This window comes from Haloarcula mannanilytica (assembly GCF_005406125.1).
Lineage (GTDB): Archaea > Halobacteriota > Halobacteria > Halobacteriales > Haloarculaceae > Haloarcula > Haloarcula mannanilytica.
The window spans coordinates 1,129,406-1,147,096 of sequence record NZ_BIXZ01000001.1 but is presented as its reverse complement, the minus strand read 5'-3'; the positions used below and the strand labels follow the sequence as shown (position 1 = coordinate 1,147,096).

Genomic DNA, 17,691 nt, shown 5'->3' with positions numbered 1-17,691 from the left:
TGGGTTCTGTCGGTATGTCGGTCGCTGTATCCGTTGGCGGCGCTCCACCGCCGTCAGAAGTAGGTGTGGCTCCGCTATCGTCACCCGAGCTACCACACCCTGCGAGGAGACCAGTCCCGACAAGTGCCAGATACGTTCGTCGACGCATGATATGTCAATTTAAACGATAGATAAGTAAAACTTCGCCCTGTTGATATGAAACGGGCGTAATACTGTGGAGTTGGCTGCTTAGTTTCTCTTTCAGTGTGATGTTGGATCTGTCGATCAACTCTAACAGGGTAAGCGTTCAGCCACAGTACTTTCTGATTTTATTCTCAATATGCCACAGACAGACCCACTTTCACTTTCACTCCGGATGGCGCGCTCTTTTCATCGAATCCCGGCATCCATCTACCACACCATGATTACCGACGCCAGAGCGCTCCGGCCTGAGTATGTTCCCAGAGATCTCCACCATCGTGATGGACAGATCAACCACCTCTCTTCGATTCTCGCCCCGTCAGCACTGGACCGTACCGAAGATATCTGTCTGTTCGGTCCCAGCGGCGTCGGCAAGACCACCATCGCGAAGTTTGTCCTCGACCAGCTCGAACGCGAGATGTTGGATCTGCGGTGGGGCTACGTCAACTGCATGCGCGACAACAGTGCGAGCGCAGTCCTCCACGAGTTCGCCCGTGAAGTGGGAATCGGCGCTGATCTCCGGCGGGAAGGTACGTCTCGCTCGGTCGTGATCGACCGGCTCCGGGACCGTGACGAGCAGTTCATCGCCGTCCTCGACGAGGTCGCCGTGCTCGACGAAGAAACTCTGCTCGCCCTCTATGAGGTCCCGAACGTATCGCTCATCTGTATCACAATCAAGGAGGATCAGTGGATGACCTCGCTGGGACAGGCCGCCACGTCGCGGATGCACAGCGCCGCGACAGTGCAGTTGGATAAGTACAGCCACGCCGAACTCACGGACATCCTTGATGCTCGTGTTGTGCATGGGCTGGTCTCGTCGCGGGTCGCCGACGGGGCTGTCGAGTACATTGCGGATTTGGCGGCTGGCGACGCTCGGGATGGGATTGCATTGCTCCGACGGGCCGCAGTCTACGTCGAGAACAACGAGATCCGTGAGCTGACAACAGAGGTTGTCGATGCGATTTCCGAGGATGCTCGCCGCGACGTGCTTAAGGATCGAGTCCGCTCGCTGGGGACTCACCAGCGACTTCTGTGGCGGATCATCGACGAAGCTGGCGAACTCGATTCTGGAACGTTGCACGCTCGCTACGAGGACCGGGCGAACTCGCCGAAGTCGAAGTCATCCCGACGCCGATATCTTGAGCACCTGGAACACTACGATCTGATTGAATCGGCTGGCTCGACTCGCGGTCGCCGTTACCGGTCGACTGCCTCTTTCGCCCACAACTGAAATCACCAGACGGCAGTCCTTTCGCTCACATTCGCCCACGTATTCGCCCACGCCTTTTCATGTGGTACAGCCGCTATACGGCCAGATTCAGTTCAGAAAGCGGCAATCTGCTCACTTTCGCCCACGCGCCCGCCGCAGTCCTTTTACATACCACATCGTCGCCACGAGTATGTCGCGTACTCAGACGCCAGACCGAATCGAGAGCGAGACAATCGATGGCATAGACACAAAGGTCTATATTTTCCACAGTGACCCCGAGTACAGCAGTCGCATCGAAGTCGAGCGCGAGGACTCCTGGGAGTTCGGCATCGATAGCGAGGCCGTCGCAACGCTACTCTCGACCAGCGAAGTATCCGACGACCTGCTCGCCGAACCCGACCTGCCCGAGTGGCTGATCGAGTCGCTGCTGGGGCTGGGTATCGAGGAGATCGAGGGGGTGGCCTGACATGGCGGACGCAGTCTTTCCGTTCCCTGGTGGGAAGAGCCGGCTCTCGTCGTGGATTCTCGACGCCGTGCCGGAGCATCGCTGTTTCGTTGAGGCGTTCGGTGGCGCGGCTGGCGTGCTCGCGAACAAGGACCCGGAAACAAGCACGGTCGAGGTGTACAATGACCTCGACGAGGACCTCGTGCACTTCTTCCGGGTGCTACGCGAGCAACCCGGCGACCTGGTCGAATGGCTCTCGTCGGTCCCATACTCGCGGTCTATTCATTCTGAGTGGGCGAAAAAGTACTATCGCGGCTACCGTCCCAAGGATAGCGTGAAGCGAGCCGGACAGTTCTTTTACCTCCGGTATTCGCAGTGGGGCGGCGGGTATGATTCGTTCAACGGATTCGCCACGAGCAAGGTATCCAGTCGGGCACTGAGTTTCGCAAACAAGATCGACCGGCTTCGGGAGTTTGCCGAACGGTTCGATGAGGTTGTCATCGAGAACCTGCATTGGCGGGAGCTCGTTGAAAAGTACGACAGCACGGATACGGTGTTTTACTTCGATCCGCCATACGTCGGAACTGAGGATTACTATCCGACCAGCGAGATTGAGCACGAGGAACTTGTCGACACACTCAATCAACTGTCCGGATTTGGGCTGTGTTCGTACCAAGACCTACCAGAGCAGGTCGATGGGTTGTGGGTTCTCTCTCGTGACAGCAAGAACTACATCAACAATGGCACAAGCGGGTCCGCGAATGAGACTTCTGAACGCCTGCTCTTGAATTTCGACCCTGCGGAGGTGGTGTCATGAAGCGCCGTCGTCAGGGGACCGCAGATGAGAGCCTTCCCGAACTGGAGCCGGGCCTGACGCTACTGGAAACACCTGATCCTCGATCAACCGCGCTCCACCAGTTGGCACTCAACACGATCCAGCAAACCGACGGGATTGCGTACTGGGTGGACGCCCGGAATACCAGTTCCTCGTACACGCTCCACGACATGGCACCGCATCGGCGTATTCTCCGTCGAATTCGCCTTGCGAGAGGCTTTACTGCGTACCAGCATTTTCAGGTGGTCCGCCGCGTCGTCAATCAGGCCACCGGACGAACCGGGTCGATCATCCTCCCGAACCTGGCATCGCTGTACCGTGACGATGATGTCCCGATGCACGAGTCTGAGCCGATGCTGAACGCAGTTCTCGGGGCGCTTTCCGAGGTGGCCGATGTGTACGATATTCCGGTCCTTGTGACTGACGCGGCTGCCGATGCATTCACCGAGTTGGTCGCGGAGCAGGTTGCTACCTCGTACGAGTGTGAGCGGACGCCGATGGGCTACCGATTCGTCGGAGACGACTATGAGACGACGGTCTACTGGGCAGACGGGTACTGGCAGACGACGATTCCCTACTGGGTGGACCTCCTTGGGGTCGCAGAGGAACAGGCTGACACCGCGGGAATCGGTCCGATCACACCGGCCACGATGGGTGGTACCTGATGGGCCGAACCAACCCAACCTATCGTGACTTCGTCGGCCGCTTCGAGGACCGATGCCAGCCGTTTCGGCGGGCGCTACGCCGGGAGTCCAAACCGGCTTTCGATGAAATCTTTGAGCAGGCGAAACAGCACGCCGATGCCGCCGGCTATCTCAATAGCACCGACCCCGAGTTTGCCTTGCTCCTTTCAGTGCTGGTCGCTCAACAGCGGGAACTCCAGGTACTTCGTGAGGAGGTGCAGGACTGACCCATGCCGCTCCTCACGTGCGAATTCAGAGCGGACGGGGTTCGAGAATGGCATGCCACCAGCGACGGGGTCGAGCGTCACCACAATCGTGACTACGAACCCGCGTTGATGGTCGCGGGGAACGGTCTGGATGCTCTGAGGGACCGGCTTCGATCAGACCCGAAAGTCACCAGCACGCGATACGAAGAGTGGTTCACCTCACTGAGTTCAGAAACGAAATCGACAGTCCTCCGTGTCGGTCTTGAACGGGCGACCGAGGTACGAACGCTGGCACACGAAATCCGGCGATTGTATGAGATCGAGCAGTTCCACCCCGGAGCGTTCCGACTGTTCAACGTCGACCTCGCGCCACAGTTCCGCTACTGCGTCGAGACGGGGACCTCTCCGGTACCGGAACGTGACCTTCGTGTTCTGGACCTCGCTATTCCGGAGACTGCGCTCCGCGACCAGGATGTGACTGCGCTGACCGTCGACGGTGATCGGCTTGGAGACAGCCCGGAGGCAGTTCTCACTGCCCTCGATCGGCGGGTACAGACTGCGGATCCAGATGTGTTACGCTGTTCGACGGCGCGGATCATCCCCTTCTGTCATGAGCAGGCCAACGAGCTTGGGATCGATGACTTCCGGTTAGGTCGAGCAGATGGCTACGAGAAACTGGCTGGGTCCAGTACGTACGAGAGCTACGGACAGGTCGGGCACTCGCCAGCTCGCTTTCGTGTGCCGGGACGGGCCGTTGTCGATGAGTCGAACTCGTTTCTGTTGGACGAGTCGGGCATCCCGGGCTTGCTTGACCTCGTGGAGCGGTCTTGGCGGCCGCTTCAAGAGACAGCTTGGGGATCGATTGGGACGATATTGACAGCGATTCAGGTCCGCACCGCGCTCGAACGTGACGTACTGATACCGTGGAACAAGTGGGAGCCGGAGCAGTTCAAAACCGTCGCGACGCTACACGAAGCTGACCGTGGCGGCTTCACCTTCGCACCGGATGTCGGGATGCACGAGGACGTTGTGCAGATCGACTTCGGGTCACTGTACCCGAACATCATGTGTGAATACAATATCAGCCCGGAGACGGTCTGCTGTGACTGTCACGACTCCGATGATGTCCCCGGAATCGGATACAGTATCTGTGACCGGGACGGGTTCATTCCCAATGTCCTCCGTCCAATCATCGATGATCGCGCCAGCATCAAGCGGGAGATCGCCGCGACGAGCGATCCTGACCGGCGGCAGAACCTTCAGGCCCGGTCGAACGCCCTGAAGTGGATTCTGGTCAGTTGCTTCGGGTACCAGGGCTATCGAAACGCCAAATTCGGCCGGATCGAGTGTCACGAGGCGATCAATGCCTTTGCTCGGGAGATTCTGCTGGACGCCAAGGAGACGCTTGAAGCGGGGGGCTGGCGGGTGGTCCACGGGATCGTCGACAGTCTCTGGGTCCAGCCCGTCGACGGGGAGAGCCAGACACCGATTCCGGAGCTGTGTGACCGCATTTCTGAGCGGGAGTCCATCCCGCTGGAGCTGGAGGACCGGTACGACTGGATCTGTTTCGTCCCGCTTCGTGATTCCGACGCGGGAGCACTCACGAAATATTTCGGTCGCGTGGCCGGTTCGGACGAGCTCGTCACGAAAGGGATTGAGGCGGTCCAACGAAGTACACCGACGTTTATCGAGGCGCTTCAACGCGACCTCATCTGGACACTTGACCGCGAGCGGTCACCAGAGGCTGTCTGTGAGCGTCTGTATCACGGTATCCAGACGCTTGAAGCGGGCGATGTTGACCCGCAAAACCTGCTAATCAGAAAACGCGTCTCCAAATCGGTCGAGGAGTACGACCAGCGAACACAGACGGTGGCCGCCCTCCAGCGGGCGAAGGACCAGGACCTCCCGCGGCATCCCGGCCAGGATGTCGAGTATCTCGTTGTCGACGACAGCCGTCGGTCGAAGGAGCGGGTCAGATTAGCCCACGAGCCCCTCCGCGAATTCGACACTGAGGTCTACCGGACATTGGCCTTGCGAGCCGGTGAGAGTGTCCTCCGTCCGCTGGGGTGGGACCGCTCCGACTACCGCCGCTATCTCAACGGCATCACGACGTTGTCTTTGGAGGGATTTCAGTGAGGATGGAGGCACTGACTCTACGCGTTGCGGTCGATCCACTCACAGAAGGCGTCGAAGTCGTTCGCGCCGGCGCTGTCGGCGATGTTCCGAAGCGTTCCCGTTCGGAGTTCGTCGTGGAGTGGGACCGTAACCTGCCGGCGGTCGTCCTCGTTGGTCGGGTGCTCGTAGTAGAGTTGAGCGTGATCGCCAGTCGTCCGTCGCCACTCGAAATCCCCGACGTTCACGAGAACCTTCACGACCTCTTTGCCGGAAAACGTACGCCGCCCCATTTACTGCATGAAGTCGGGGAGTTCACCGTCTCCGGTGGTGTTATCCTCGGGGTCAATACCCATCTCTCGGAGTTCCTCGTCAGTCGGCTCGTGACCGATCTCGCCCCTGTGGAGTGCGACCGCTTCGTCGAGCATCTCCAGGGCCTCCTGACGGGTCTCGCCCTGCGTGGTGACGCCGGTTTCGATGTGGGTGATGACCCAGCCATCGCCCTCGGGCCACATTCGGATCTCGTCCTCGTGGACATCTCCGTCACGCGTCGAACTGGCCATTATAGTCGTATTTGCCGTATCAGCGGCATAAACGTTCGGCTGAGAAACGATGAACGGAGATGGGGGAAGTGGGAATCGGTCGTAATGGGGTTAGGGGGTGATGATAACGACCGAACTCCCATTCGCCGGTCTGAATGCTTGGTTGATAAAGACTACTTATTGGCTTGGGTCCGGCTCGTCACGAAGATCGGCTTCCCCTTCGAGATACGCTTCGCCGCGTTCAGTAATAGCGTAGTACTTCCCTTTTCCGGGAAGAATCCTCACGAGATTTGCCTCTTTAAGCTTTGGCAACCTTCGAGTGATAGTTTTATACGAGATCTCGATTCCTCTATCCTCGAAATTGTTCGCGATTCCTTGGTAGTTGTGACCGGCACCGGTGTCGTTCAAAAATTCCAGGATAGCATCATCGCTTCCTGTCATCCAATTTGCTCGGTGCCGAGGCATAGGCCTATCCCCGAAGAGCCATCTAAAACCCTCTTCGGAATTTCTCAAATTGTCCATAAATCTAGACATACTGTACAATCATTACCCCAAAGCCTAATAGCTATGGGAAATCATTTGGACACTACAGTCGACGCGACGCTCCTTCAGGGTTGTAGCGCTCCGGAAAACGGAGTGCGACGCCGTGTCACCAGCACGGGCGTCGCGTCGGTTGCAGGAGCAACCGTGATAAACGCAACACGCGGGGGCGACAAAAGCCTCCCGCACGATTTAACCGGTTACGAACAGGCTACTAACTGGAAAGTAAACGTTTCCTGTCCATTTTGTGGCACGCCCGTCGATGGGCTCGCCGCGGACGACCGGACGACCATCGACCCCTGTGGCCACAGCGCGGCCGCATTGACGACTGAACGCGTTTTGGAGCAAGCATGAGTGAAACTACCGACAGCGACGAGCGAACCGACAGCATCGGACTGCGCGACATTGAGGACATCGGCGTCGCCGACGGCGAGTCCTGGGCCGACGCCGCGGCGCGACTTCGCGGACGTGACGACGACCGCTGGCACTATTGCGTCTGTGGCGCGCGGTATCGGTCGCGTGGCCCCGCGCTTCGGTGCTGTAGCGAGCGCTTTGCGGAGATCGTCACGGACGGCGGCACACCGACAGCCACAGAGACCAAGCACTACGCCGACGGCTCGTTTGTCACCTGTCCTGACTGCGGTGGCGACCTGCAGTACCAGAACCGGGAGGTCGTCATCTGCCCTAACTGCGATGCCGAGTTCAGCCACTTCTACCACACCGACGGGACGAACCAACTGTTCCGAGCTCCGGATATGGAGCAGGTGACGACGGTCTACGATCCGGCCGACGACCAGCGCGATGGTGACGAGCATCTCGTCACCGACGGTGGGCAAGACCAGACACCTCTGGATCGCCTCTTCGTCGAGGATGCCGACGACCGGCCCGACGAGATCGTCGTCGAGGACCTGACGACGATGGATGCCGACGAGTTCATCGCCCGCCTGGAGTCGCTGGCCGAGGCTGCCGAGACGGTCACCGATATGACTGCTGATCTTGAACGACTCCGGGAGACTGGTCTCTCAGATGACGACGCACGAGATCTCATTTACGGGCGAAACTCGGGCGTGGCGAAGCGAGATATCGAGTCGCTGTTCGATGCTGTGGACCAGCTGAAGGACGGCCGGACGAAGCGCGACCCGGCCGAGCGGCTGCTGGCGGAGGTGTCCGGACTGTCGCTCTCGGAAACGTCGGAGCTAATGGACGAACTCGACCGCCTCCGGCGTCGCTACGGAGGTGACGACTGAGATGCCGACCTGCCAGGGCTGTGGGTCGATGGTCACCGACCAGTACGCTCGCGTATTCACGCCGGACGATGTCGACCAGCCGCGCACCTGTCCGTTCTGTGAGGAGATGATTCGAGACGGTGCGGAGGTCCGAGAGGCGCGGTCGCATCGTGGTGGCGACGGTTCGGACTCGGTTCGGTACGAGCCGGAAAAAGCCTGACAGCGGACAGTAGCAACTCGGCGGTTCTGACTCACTGGTGGAACTCGGGTTCGATTCCCGAGGGGTCATTCGACAGTGGGCGCGTCTAGCTTGGAACCCTGGCCGCGCCCGCTGTCATCAACAGAGACCCATGCAAACGCACACAGACCACGGATTTGGTAGTTTCGGCGTATCGACCAGAGGTGGATCGGCGTGAGCGGTCGCCGTCGCCCCAACCCCGAGGACCTCTCACCGCGTGACGCAAAGGAGCGATATCTCCGACGACGCCAGTCGGATTCGACCGAGAAGAGTGTTCACGGCTGGGAATACCGGCTCAAGCTCTTCGTCGAATGGTGTGAGGGAATCGGCATCACGCGGGTCAGCGACCTTCGGAGGTACGATATCGACGAGTACTACGAGTTGCGGAGCGCGAAGGTCGCTCCAGTCACCCTCGAAGGTGAGATGTGGACGCTGAAGATGTTCTTCGAGTTTCTGGAGGATATCGGAGCCGTTGAGGACGGCTTCGCCGAGAGCGTTCGCATCCCCGATATCGATGCCGAGGAGCGCTCAAGCAACAAGAAGCTCCACGCTGACGACGCCAAACTTCTCCTAACACACTATCGGCAGTCGGAGCAAGATTACGGGACCCGCCAGCACGCGTTTCTGGAACTGGCGTGGTTCACCGGTGCTCGACAGGGTGGGATTCGCGGTCTCGACATCCGGGATGTCCACTTGGACGAGAACCCGTACGTTTCCTTCCGGCACCGACCTGATAGCGGCACACCGCTGAAAAACAAGCGCCGCGGTGAGCGGCCAGTCGGCTTGCCACCTGAGACTGTCGATGCCCTCCAGACGTACATCAACGAGAACCGCCATGACACCCGTGATGACAACGGCCGCCAGCCGCTCCTGACGAGTCTTAGGGGACGGCCGAGCAGCAATACTGTCCGTATCTGGAGCTATCTGGCGACGCTCCCCTGCACGTACAACGCTTGTCCTCACGGGAAGGAGATCGCGACGTGCGAGTGGCGGGACCGCGCCCACGCAAGCAAGTGCCCGTCCAGTCGGTCACCGCACCAGATCCGGACGGGCACGATCACGTGGCTGTTGAACCTCGGCTGGCCCCCGCAGGATGTCGCGGAACGCGTCAACGCGACGCGCAAGACCATCGAGGAACACTACGACAAGGCCTCCCCCGAGGAGCGGCGGCGACGCCAGCGCGAACGCATGGAAGACCGCCGCCGACAGCTCGTCAACCAGCTTGATTTCACCCCTACCGATGATCAGTAACACCCACTCTCGAAAACCCACGAATCACCCAGCACAGCACCCGCAAAACAGCGAACAATCCGAATCGCGCCGGCCCATTTTTCAACTTCGCTTCTGGAGAGTACCGAGACCCTCTCCCCCTCTCGAATAGCAGTCGTCGTTCCGGCTCCGAGTGACTTCGCAGCCTGCCCGCGGAACCGGAATCACCGACTGTTCGTATCGTCCCCGAGCACGCCGTCCACGGTCCGTTCGCCGGTCTCGATGACAACGCGATGCACGTTGCCAGACAGGAATGGGTAGGCGTTACGAAACTCGCCATTGTATGCGGCGAACCTGCCGCTCGCCATCACCTGTTCGGCGATAACCTCCTCGTCCGCGCTGTCAGCGCGCGCCAGCGTGAACGTCGCGTCGGCCGAGCGCATCTCGTCGCCGTAGCGGCCGGTCGTTACCCTTCGAGTGTCGCCGTCACGCGCTGTCGATGCACGTAAGTCGCCGACCGGCTTCGAACCTGTATGCGCCAGTTCGTCATCATCGGCCACGACGCCCCGACGACGCCGGAGTTCTCCCTCGACGACCTGGCCGGCGCTGCCGGCCGGCTCGATGTGCTCTGTCGGTGTGTCACCAGCGCGTTCTTCCTGAGCCACGCCATCCGCGAGGACGTGCGGGTCCACCTGATTCTCTCGGACGAGTACACCGTCACGTTCGAAGGAAGCGACCTCCGCCGGCTGAATCCCGATGAGCGGTCCACAGCGGCGCTGATACGGAAGGCCCTCGAAGAGCGCGAAGAGGCCATCGGACACATGCCGGTCGAAACATCGCCCGGCGTGTCGCTCACGAGGCGGGGGTTCGAGGGGACGCTCGACGACGTGGCCCGTCGCGGAACCGTCGTCCAGTTACACGAAGACGGCGACCCCGTCGTCGACGTTGCCCCACCGTCGGACCCGGTGTTCGTCCTTTCGGACCACCGCGACTTTCGGGACGAGGAAGCGGCGTTCTTAGCCGACCATGTGGAAAAGCGTGTTTCGCTGGGACCGAAGTCCCTCCATGCGGATCACGCTATCACGGTCGCGCACAACTACCTCGATACGGCCGGATTCAAGCAGTACTGATCCCCTGCCAGAAGGGTTTTCCCCTGCGATTCGCTGAAAGGCGTATGGGATTATTGGGCTCGGAAACCTGCGATCGTCGGAGTTTTAGACGATTGACACGACATCGACAGGGGGACCGATGAGCGACAGCGAGCGACTCTCTCGCCGCGCGGTCCTGCAGTCCGTCGCCGGGGTCGGTTTCGCGTCTGTCGCCGGCTGTTCGGCGTTCGAAGGCGGGAGCGATGACGTAGCGACACCGGTAGACAACGAGCGGGCCGCGGAACTCGCACGCAGGTTCGCACCGACGCTGTATTTCGACCAGGCAGAGCCGTGGTTTCCGACGGACCCACGACCTTACACTAGCGAGCAGGACGGCGAGACCATCGTCGACGGGTTCGACGCCTTCAACGGGTACCACGAGCGGATGACCGACGGCGAGCCGCCAGACCCGACGGCGTTCTACAACGCTGTCGAGTACGAGAACTCGCCGCTTGCGGTCGTCCAGTTCTGGTTCTACTCGGCGTTCGATCAGTTCACGACGAACTTCCACTGGCACGACTGGGAGGTCCTGCACGTGTTCGTCGACACCGAGACCGAGGATCCGCAGTTGTATGTCGCCAGTTCTCACTCCCGGAAGGTCCCCAACAACGAGTTTCTGGACCCCGACCCGGAGATGGTCCCGCGCATCCTCTCGGAACTGGGCTCGCACTCCAGCGCACTCTCGGTGAACGATGTCCGCGACCGATTCACCCGGCTGCCGGAGGGCGACCGGTTCGCGGACATCACGAACAGCGCCGTCGAGACTATCGAGGACCTCGCCGAGATCCCCGTCGCCTACGGGCTCCCGCGCGACGAGGGCTCCCGGCTCCCCTACCTCGTCCCGGAGTACGAGGGCGCGCCGCTGTACGAACACGAGCGGCTCCCGTCGGTCAGCCGCGAGGACCTCGTTTCGGAATCGCTCACCGTCCGCTCGTTCGACAGCCTCACCCAACCGCCGACAGATCTGCCGACGAGAGAGACGGGGCTGGTCTTCCAGCACACCGACCGAGGTGAGGCTGACCCGGATATCGAATACGACCTCGTGCCGAGCAGCGAACTGGAGCACATCGCCGATTTCACCGGGCCGCAGTTGAGCTTCGAGTTCGCCGTGCCAGAGTTCGCCGAGGACGCTGTCTCGGGCCACATCACCACGACGGGCGCGCCCTGGAACCAGCCGCGGTACGAGAACCCCGCCGCGGACATCTCTGAGCCGAACCACCGCGCGGCACTGGCCGAGCGCTACGACGCCATCGGCGAGCCGGCGGAGATACGGACCCTCGTCGCCAGCCTCTCGGAAGCCGTTTCGAACGACGACGCGCCCGAAGACGAGGGACTGACGACCTAGGACACGTCCGTCGAATCTGTCGCCCTGCTGGAGAGCGATCCCGAGGCCGTCCCGACCTTTTCGGGACTGTCAGTTATTCAGGACGTGCCCGCGGGCGAGCACCGATTCACCGTCAACGGGGCCGGCGTCGCGCCACACAGCGAAACGGTGTCTGTGTCCGACGCGGAGACAGCCGACGGGCCGACCAGAGCGGGCGTCGACGGTGAGGTTCCACTCGTCGCTCAGGAGAACGCCACTCGCCTCGAAGTCGATCCGTCCGGAGCCGACAGCGATCTCACCGACCTCGCTGTGGAGGACGACTTTGCTGGCCGGCTGTACGACGCCCCGCTCTCGGAACCCGACGCCGTCTACGTCCACGGCGGCGGCGCGTACACGACGGAAGTCCGGGACAGCGACGACGAGGTCGGTGCGTTCCGGGTGAATCCGGACCCGTCCGCGGATGTCGCCGCCCAAATCGACGAACCCCGAACCGGCAAGGCCTCACTCGCCTCGTTCCTCGTCGATATTGCCGAGGAAACCCGGGAGTCGGTGGCCGAACAGCTGGACGACGACGGCGACGATGGAGACACTGATGGCGACGATGACGACACTGGGAACGGCAACAGCGGCGGTGGCTCCGGGAACGCTGTCCAGGGCCTCGAACGGGCACTCGCCGCCGTCGTCGAAGCCGCGAGACGGGCGACGGAACGCGCCGAAGCCGGGGACCGCGGGAACGCCGACAAGCAACTCCAGGCCGTCGCCGACCGACTTCAGCGCGCCGCAACCAGAATCGAGGACGCCAGCGACGACCTCGACGACCCACTGACGAACGCTGCCCGGAAGCGCCTCGAACAGGCGGACCGACGGGCCGAGCAGGCCCAGGCCGCCGATAAACTGTAGGTCGCTGTCGCGTTTTCAGAGACCGAACCACCGAGCCAGCGCGCCGACCACGAGCACCAGCCCCCCGCCGATGAACGTACCGGGGACCGGGAGGACGAACAACACGACGCCGAGCAAGAGAACGATAGTCGATATTTTCATTTCACTTTCACGTAGTGCGGCCCGTCGTATCTGTCTGATGCCTGCATTTGCGTGGACCCATGTGGATTTTGTCGGTGGGAGCCACACTGCCGGTATGGACGAGGAACTCGCCTGGGAGACGCTCGGTGCCGAAACCGCCTACGCCTGTCCGGGGTTCGATGTCATCCGCGAGACCGTTCGCCTGCCCGACGGGACCGACGGAGCGTTCGACTACGTACAAAACGGCGACAGCGTCGTCATCCTCCCGTTCACCACTGATGGTGATGTGGTCGTTATCGAGGAGTGGCGACAGCCGGTCCGGCGGGTCAACCGCGGCTTGCCGGCCGGAACGATGGAAGACGAAGACGGCGACCCGAAGGTCACCGCCGCCCGGGAACTCGGTGAGGAGACGGGGTACGAGGCCGATACGCTCGACCACCTCTATACGGGCGAACCGGCCAACGGCAACACCGACTACGTGTTCCACTACTACGTCGCACGCGGGTGTGAGGCCACGGCCGACCAGGACCTGGACCACAACGAATCGATTCGCGTCGACACCGCGGACTTCGATTCACTGGTCCAGGCGGTACGGGACGGCACGCTCCGAGACGGTCGCGCTGCCTTGGGTATCATGTACTACGCGCTGTTCGAGCGCTGAACCGACGACAGCTTGAAGCCATGGGAAATGGTACCATTAAGCATATGGCCTCGATTGCACTCGATGAACAGACGGAACGCCGGCTGGACAAACTGCGCGCGGCCGTCCGCCGCCGGACTGGCCAGCCGATCTCGCGTGCGGAGTTGCTCGAACGGCTCGTCGAGGACGCCTACGGGTCCCGCGGCGAGGTGGTCGATATGTTCCGAACGTCGCAGGCGTACGTCGCCGACGAGGAGTCCGGGACCGTCCACCGGCCCCAGCGCAAACTGGTCCCCGGCGGGCCGGAGCGACCGGACGAATAGACGAACACAACTCTTAGGCGCGCTGGCCGACGACGGGGTGTAATGACGAATTTCGAGGTCCGCCAGTACGACGCAGCGGGCCGGCTGGGCGAGCTAACGGTGCCGCGGGCCGGCGTCACCGTCGAGACGCCGACCATTCTGCCCGTGGTTAACCCCCACGTCCAGACGGTTGCGCCGGCGACGCTCGAATCCGAGTTCGGGGCGGAGATACTCATCACGAACAGCTACATCCTGCACGGCTCCGAGGACCTCCGGGAGCCCGTACTGGAGCAGGGCCTGCACGACCTGCTCGGGTTCGACGGGGCCATCATGACCGACTCCGGCTCGTTCCAGCTCGCGGAGTACGGCGACATCGACGTAACAACCGAGGAGATACTGGAGTTCCAGCACGAGATCGGCTCGGACATCGGTACGCCGGTCGACATCCCGACGCCGCCGGACGTAGACCGCGAGCGGGCGACTGAGGAACTCAAAACGACCCAGGAGCGACTCGAACACGCCGCGACTGTCGATACCGGTGAGATGCTCGTTAGCGCACCGGTCCAGGGGTCGACCTATCCAGACCTGCGCGAGCGTGCCGCCGCGGACGCCGTCACCACCGGACTCGACGTGTTCCCGCTGGGGGCTGTCGTCCCGCTGATGAACGAGTACCGCTACGCCGAGCTCGCCGATGTTGTCGCGGCCTGCAAGCGCGGGCTGGGGGAGGTCGGCCCGGTCCACCTGTTCGGCGCGGGCCATCCGATGATGTTTGCGATGGCGGCCGCGCTTGGCTGTGACCTGTTCGACTCCGCGGCGTACGCGCTGTACGCCCGCGATGACCGATATCTCACGGTCCAGGGGACGGAACTACTGTCCGAACTGACCTACTTCCCGTGTCACTGTCCGGTCTGTACCGCCCACACGCCGGCGGAACTCGACGGGATGGACGCCGACCAGCGCGAGGAACTGCTCGCCCGGCATAACCTCCATGTCACCTACGGCGAAATCCGGACGGTCAAGCAGGCGATTCGCTCGGGCAACCTCATGGAACTTGTCGACAGCCGCGCCCGCGGGCACCCGGCGATGCTCGACGGCTACCGCGCGCTGCTCGATCACGCCGAACAACTCGAACGGACCGACCCCGTCTCGAAGGACGCGTTCTTCTACACCTCAACTGAGAGCGCTCGACGGCCCGAAGTCCGACGGCATCAGGATCGACTGGAGCGGCTCCCTGTCGAGGGCGACGAGGTGCTCCTGACTGAGGGGAGTTCCAGCGCCCGCTACGACGAGACCTGGGGCGTGCTGCCGCCGTTTGGCCCGTATCCGCGCGAACTCGCCGACACGTATCCCCTGACCGCGGAGGTCCCGGACCAGACCGACCGGGCGGCCTACGAGGCCGCAGCGGACGGCGTCCGGCGGCTGGTCGACCTCCATCCTGACGTGTCCTTCACGCTGGTCCACGACGACTGGCCGGCGACAGCGCTTGACCGCGTGCCAGAGGGCGTCCGCCTGCGGGACCTGCACGCCCGCGACTGATACCAATTGTCTCGCCAACCGGTCAGACTACCGGCACGTCCACGTCCTCATCGGCAGCATCGCGCCAGGATCGGGCCGGCTCCCAGCCGAGTCGGTCCGTGGCTTTGGCCGTCGCGTACGCCGGGTCGTCCCCAGTGACGGTGCAGTCGTCCGGAACTGCGCCGTAGTGTTCCTGCATGAGTTCGACCAGCGGGCGGCCGAGCGCGTTGTCCGGGCCGACGCAGTTGAACGCCTCGTGGCCTTCGACCTCCCCCACGAGGGCGGTCTCCACGAGGTCGACTACATCCCGTACGTCCACGTACGACCAGTAGTTGCCCGCCCCGGCCGCGAGGTCGTTGACGTAGTCGTCGTCTCGGCAGGGGTACACCCCCGGAATCTGTATCCACGACGGGCGGATCGACGCCACCGAGATGCCGTCCCGGCGGGCGATCGTCTTCCCGATTTCCTCGGTGACGACCTTCGAGAGTCCGTAGTCGTCCTCCGGCCGGAGCGCGTGCCCCTCCGTAATCGGGAGTTCGTCCGGGATGGGCGTCTCCTCGGCGAAAAAGAAGCCGTACGCGCCGTCCGAGGACCCCTGGACCACGTCAGCGCTGACGCGGCCGGCCGCCGAGAGGACGGTGTGCGCCGCAAGCGTGTTGTTCCGAAAGAGGTCCACCCCGGGGTGGGTTCCAGCCACCGGGATCGCCGCCCAGTGGACCACTGCATCGGGGTCGATGGCAGTCAGTGAATCGAAGACGCTCCCGGCGTCTGTCAGGTCCAGTGCCCGGTAGTCGACGGCCGGATGGCCCCCGTCGTCGGGGAGGCGGCGGTCGAGCACCGTCACGTCGTGCGGTCCGGCGAGTCGGTCGACGATCCAGCGCCCGGAACTGCCCCGACCGCCGGTCACGGCAACATTCATACCGGTTCTGAAGTCGCGGGCATCCAAAGCGTGGCGGTGTGGCTGCCCCGACTGGGCGACACCGCTCGGCCCGCTACAGGTCGAGCCGGAACCGCTCGCCGTGCGAGAACGTCGTCCAGCCGAGGATGCGTTCGTCCCGGTGCGGTCGGTCGGGGTCGTTGATTGCAGCCTGCTGGGCCGAGACGTACGTCGGGACGTTCTTCACCGGCCGTCCGCTCTGTTTGAGCGCTTCCAAGTACGTGTCTTTCTCGTAGTAGGAGTAGGCCACCTCATACAGCGAGGACGCGGCCTCCTGCTTTCTGGCGGGGAACCCGTGTTCGTTCTCGAACCGCTCGGGGTCACCCTCGCCCAGTGCTTCCCAGGCCTCGGGGTCGCCCACGTACGGTGCGTGAGCATCGAGAATCCGCTCGATAGCGCCTTTGTCTCCCCCAAACTTCTCGTGTTCGTACAGAGTGGGGCCATCAAGCTTGTCGGCGTAGATCCGGCTGAGTTCCGCGGCGGTGACCAGTGCTTTCGCCGCGTACAGTGAGTACGCCAAGCTCGACGCGCGAACGATCTCGTTTTCCAGCAGGCCATCTTCCCGGAGTTGATTGAAGCCGTCCTCGCGGTTTCGCTGCATGGCGTCTCGGAACCGGTCCCAGTCCCGGAGATACACCGCACCGGCGGCGTGGGACATTTCCTGCCAGTTGAAGATGTTCTGTTGGCCAAAAGAGGTCGGAATGTCGTGGCCAACGTCGTCCAGGAACGTCTGGATCCATTCCTGTAGATCGGCTTCACTGCCGACGCTGTCATCGTTCCACCTCTCGTGGCCGCGAACGAGCTCCGCACCCCACCACATCTTGGGGAGCGTGATGAACAGTTCGATGCTGTTGGTCTTTACCGGGGCCATCCGCGTCTCGGAATCGAGGAACCAATGGTTCAACAGTTCGATTGCCTTCTCGGCGTACTGGTCCGAACCGGTGTACTGGTAGGCGAGGCCGAGATCGCGGATCCGATCCCCGGTCCTGATGGCTTTGACGTAATCCTTTCGCGCCTCGGGGTCTTCGGGGCCTTTCGTTTTGAACTCGTGGCCGTCGCCGTTGTCCGTGACGCTTTCCGGAGCGGCTGCCATCGCATTCTGGACATCGGCCGTAAATGCTTCGTAGGCTTCCGCCCACGGGCTGGCACCGCTCTCGACGCGGGACCGAATCGCGGCCACCGTATCGAGATGGATGAACATCGCGGGCCTGCTCGGAATTCCTGACTCAGATGCCCGTTCCGTCGGTAGCGGCTCTGTACCCTGCGACGCGGCTTTCGCGTTCGAGTCCTCCGAGGAGAGGCCGGTCGAACAGCCACTCAACGCCGCGGCTGTCCCCGAAAGAGCGAGCAACACGTCTCGTCGTGACTGGCGCTGCACG

20 protein-coding genes and 1 pseudogene are annotated in these 17,691 nt (G+C 62.3%); 14 read left to right on the top strand and 7 right to left on the bottom strand.

What is annotated here, in order from left to right; genetic code table 11:
- Positions 1-319 precede the first annotated feature (319 nt).
- The 6 genes from Harman_RS05850 to Harman_RS05825 all read left to right on the top strand — a co-directional run bounded on the left by Harman_RS05850 (position 320) and on the right by Harman_RS05825 (position 5,695).
- Entirely contained in the window at positions 320-1,411 is a 1,092-nt protein-coding gene (locus Harman_RS05850) for a Cdc6/Cdc18 family protein (protein WP_235007163.1), read from the top strand.
- A 169-nt stretch (positions 1,412-1,580) separates the two neighbouring features.
- Positions 1,581-1,856 carry a hypothetical protein gene (locus Harman_RS05845; protein ID WP_137682855.1) on the top strand — a complete coding sequence of 92 codons (276 nt, stop codon included), beginning with the start codon at positions 1,581-1,583 and terminating at the stop codon, positions 1,854-1,856.
- A 1-nt stretch (position 1,857) separates the two neighbouring features.
- Positions 1,858-2,652, top strand: a complete 795-nt coding sequence (locus Harman_RS05840) for a DNA adenine methylase (protein ID WP_137682854.1) — start codon at positions 1,858-1,860, stop codon at positions 2,650-2,652.
- Complete coding sequence (locus Harman_RS05835; protein ID WP_137682853.1) at positions 2,649-3,335, top strand: hypothetical protein; 687 nt, start codon at positions 2,649-2,651, stop codon at positions 3,333-3,335. The genes Harman_RS05840 and Harman_RS05835 overlap by 4 nt, the downstream gene beginning before the upstream one ends.
- Positions 3,335-3,580: a hypothetical protein gene (locus tag Harman_RS05830; protein ID WP_137682852.1), complete on the top strand. Its 246-nt coding sequence runs from the start codon at positions 3,335-3,337 to the stop codon at positions 3,578-3,580. The genes Harman_RS05835 and Harman_RS05830 overlap by 1 nt, the downstream gene beginning before the upstream one ends.
- A gap of 3 nt (positions 3,581-3,583) precedes the next feature.
- Positions 3,584-5,695 carry a type B DNA-directed DNA polymerase gene (locus tag Harman_RS05825; RefSeq protein ID WP_137682851.1) on the top strand — a complete coding sequence of 704 codons (2,112 nt, stop codon included), beginning with the start codon at positions 3,584-3,586 and terminating at the stop codon, positions 5,693-5,695.
- A 17-nt stretch (positions 5,696-5,712) separates the two neighbouring features.
- On the opposite strand, the gene Harman_RS05820 is transcribed toward Harman_RS05825, so the two are convergent.
- The 3 genes from Harman_RS05820 to Harman_RS05810 all read right to left on the bottom strand — a co-directional run bounded on the left by Harman_RS05820 (position 5,713) and on the right by Harman_RS05810 (position 6,654).
- Positions 5,713-5,964, bottom strand: coding sequence for a type II toxin-antitoxin system HicA family toxin (locus Harman_RS05820; RefSeq protein WP_137682850.1), 252 nt, complete (start codon positions 5,962-5,964; stop codon positions 5,713-5,715).
- Positions 5,965-6,234 carry a type II toxin-antitoxin system HicB family antitoxin gene (locus Harman_RS05815; RefSeq protein ID WP_137682849.1) on the bottom strand — a complete coding sequence of 90 codons (270 nt, stop codon included), beginning with the start codon at positions 6,232-6,234 and terminating at the stop codon, positions 5,965-5,967.
- 156 nt (positions 6,235-6,390) lie between these two features.
- Complete coding sequence (locus Harman_RS05810; RefSeq protein ID WP_137682848.1) at positions 6,391-6,654, bottom strand: winged-helix domain-containing protein; 264 nt, start codon at positions 6,652-6,654, stop codon at positions 6,391-6,393.
- Positions 6,655-7,103: 449 nt separating this feature from the next.
- On the opposite strand from Harman_RS05810, the gene Harman_RS05805 reads away from it, so the two are divergent.
- The 3 genes from Harman_RS05805 to Harman_RS05795 all read left to right on the top strand — a co-directional run bounded on the left by Harman_RS05805 (position 7,104) and on the right by Harman_RS05795 (position 9,468).
- Entirely contained in the window at positions 7,104-8,000 is an 897-nt protein-coding gene (locus Harman_RS05805; RefSeq protein WP_137682847.1) for a hypothetical protein, read from the top strand.
- A 1-nt stretch (position 8,001) separates the two neighbouring features.
- Positions 8,002-8,199 carry a DUF7563 family protein gene (locus tag Harman_RS05800; RefSeq protein WP_137682846.1) on the top strand — a complete coding sequence of 66 codons (198 nt, stop codon included), beginning with the start codon at positions 8,002-8,004 and terminating at the stop codon, positions 8,197-8,199.
- 192 nt (positions 8,200-8,391) lie between these two features.
- A complete protein-coding gene (locus Harman_RS05795) occupies positions 8,392-9,468 on the top strand; it encodes a tyrosine-type recombinase/integrase (RefSeq protein WP_235007162.1) in 1,077 nt (358 codons plus the stop codon).
- A gap of 182 nt (positions 9,469-9,650) precedes the next feature.
- Here the strand turns inward: Harman_RS05795 and Harman_RS05790 are convergent, their stop codons facing one another.
- Positions 9,651-9,986, bottom strand: a complete 336-nt coding sequence (locus Harman_RS05790) for a hypothetical protein (protein WP_200830831.1) — start codon at positions 9,984-9,986, stop codon at positions 9,651-9,653.
- Here Harman_RS05790 and trmY point away from each other — a divergent pair.
- Both trmY and Harman_RS05780 read left to right on the top strand, forming a co-directional pair.
- Positions 9,960-10,556 (top strand): tRNA (pseudouridine(54)-N(1))-methyltransferase TrmY, encoded by a 597-nt coding sequence (trmY, locus tag Harman_RS05785; protein ID WP_137682844.1) that lies wholly within the window; start codon positions 9,960-9,962, stop codon positions 10,554-10,556. The genes Harman_RS05790 and trmY overlap by 27 nt on opposite strands.
- 91 nt (positions 10,557-10,647) lie before the next feature.
- Positions 10,648-12,798, top strand: a pseudogene (locus Harman_RS05780) (hypothetical protein).
- Positions 12,799-12,813: 15 nt separating this feature from the next.
- On the opposite strand, the gene Harman_RS21935 reads toward Harman_RS05780, so the two are convergent.
- Positions 12,814-12,939, bottom strand: coding sequence for a hypothetical protein (locus tag Harman_RS21935; RefSeq protein ID WP_268812789.1), 126 nt, complete (start codon positions 12,937-12,939; stop codon positions 12,814-12,816).
- A 94-nt stretch (positions 12,940-13,033) separates the two neighbouring features.
- On the opposite strand from Harman_RS21935, the gene Harman_RS05775 reads away from it, so the two are divergent.
- Genes Harman_RS05775 through tgtA form a run of 3 tightly spaced genes read left to right on the top strand, consistent with a single transcriptional unit; the run spans position 13,034 to position 15,396 of the window.
- The gene (locus Harman_RS05775) at positions 13,034-13,579 is read left to right on the top strand and encodes an NUDIX hydrolase (protein ID WP_137682843.1); all 546 of its coding nucleotides are present in this window, start codon (positions 13,034-13,036) and stop codon (positions 13,577-13,579) included.
- 44 nt (positions 13,580-13,623) lie between these two features.
- Positions 13,624-13,881: a hypothetical protein gene (locus Harman_RS05770; RefSeq protein WP_137682842.1), complete on the top strand. Its 258-nt coding sequence runs from the start codon at positions 13,624-13,626 to the stop codon at positions 13,879-13,881.
- A 42-nt stretch (positions 13,882-13,923) separates the two neighbouring features.
- Complete coding sequence (tgtA, locus tag Harman_RS05765; RefSeq protein WP_137682841.1) at positions 13,924-15,396, top strand: tRNA guanosine(15) transglycosylase TgtA; 1,473 nt, start codon at positions 13,924-13,926, stop codon at positions 15,394-15,396.
- Positions 15,397-15,418: 22 nt separating this feature from the next.
- Here the strand turns inward: tgtA and Harman_RS05760 are convergent, their stop codons facing one another.
- Complete coding sequence (locus Harman_RS05760) at positions 15,419-16,294, bottom strand: NAD-dependent epimerase/dehydratase family protein (RefSeq protein WP_137682840.1); 876 nt, start codon at positions 16,292-16,294, stop codon at positions 15,419-15,421.
- A gap of 73 nt (positions 16,295-16,367) precedes the next feature.
- Positions 16,368-17,513: an alginate lyase family protein gene (locus tag Harman_RS05755; RefSeq protein ID WP_200830850.1), complete on the bottom strand. Its 1,146-nt coding sequence runs from the start codon at positions 17,511-17,513 to the stop codon at positions 16,368-16,370.
- Positions 17,514-17,691 lie beyond the last annotated feature (178 nt).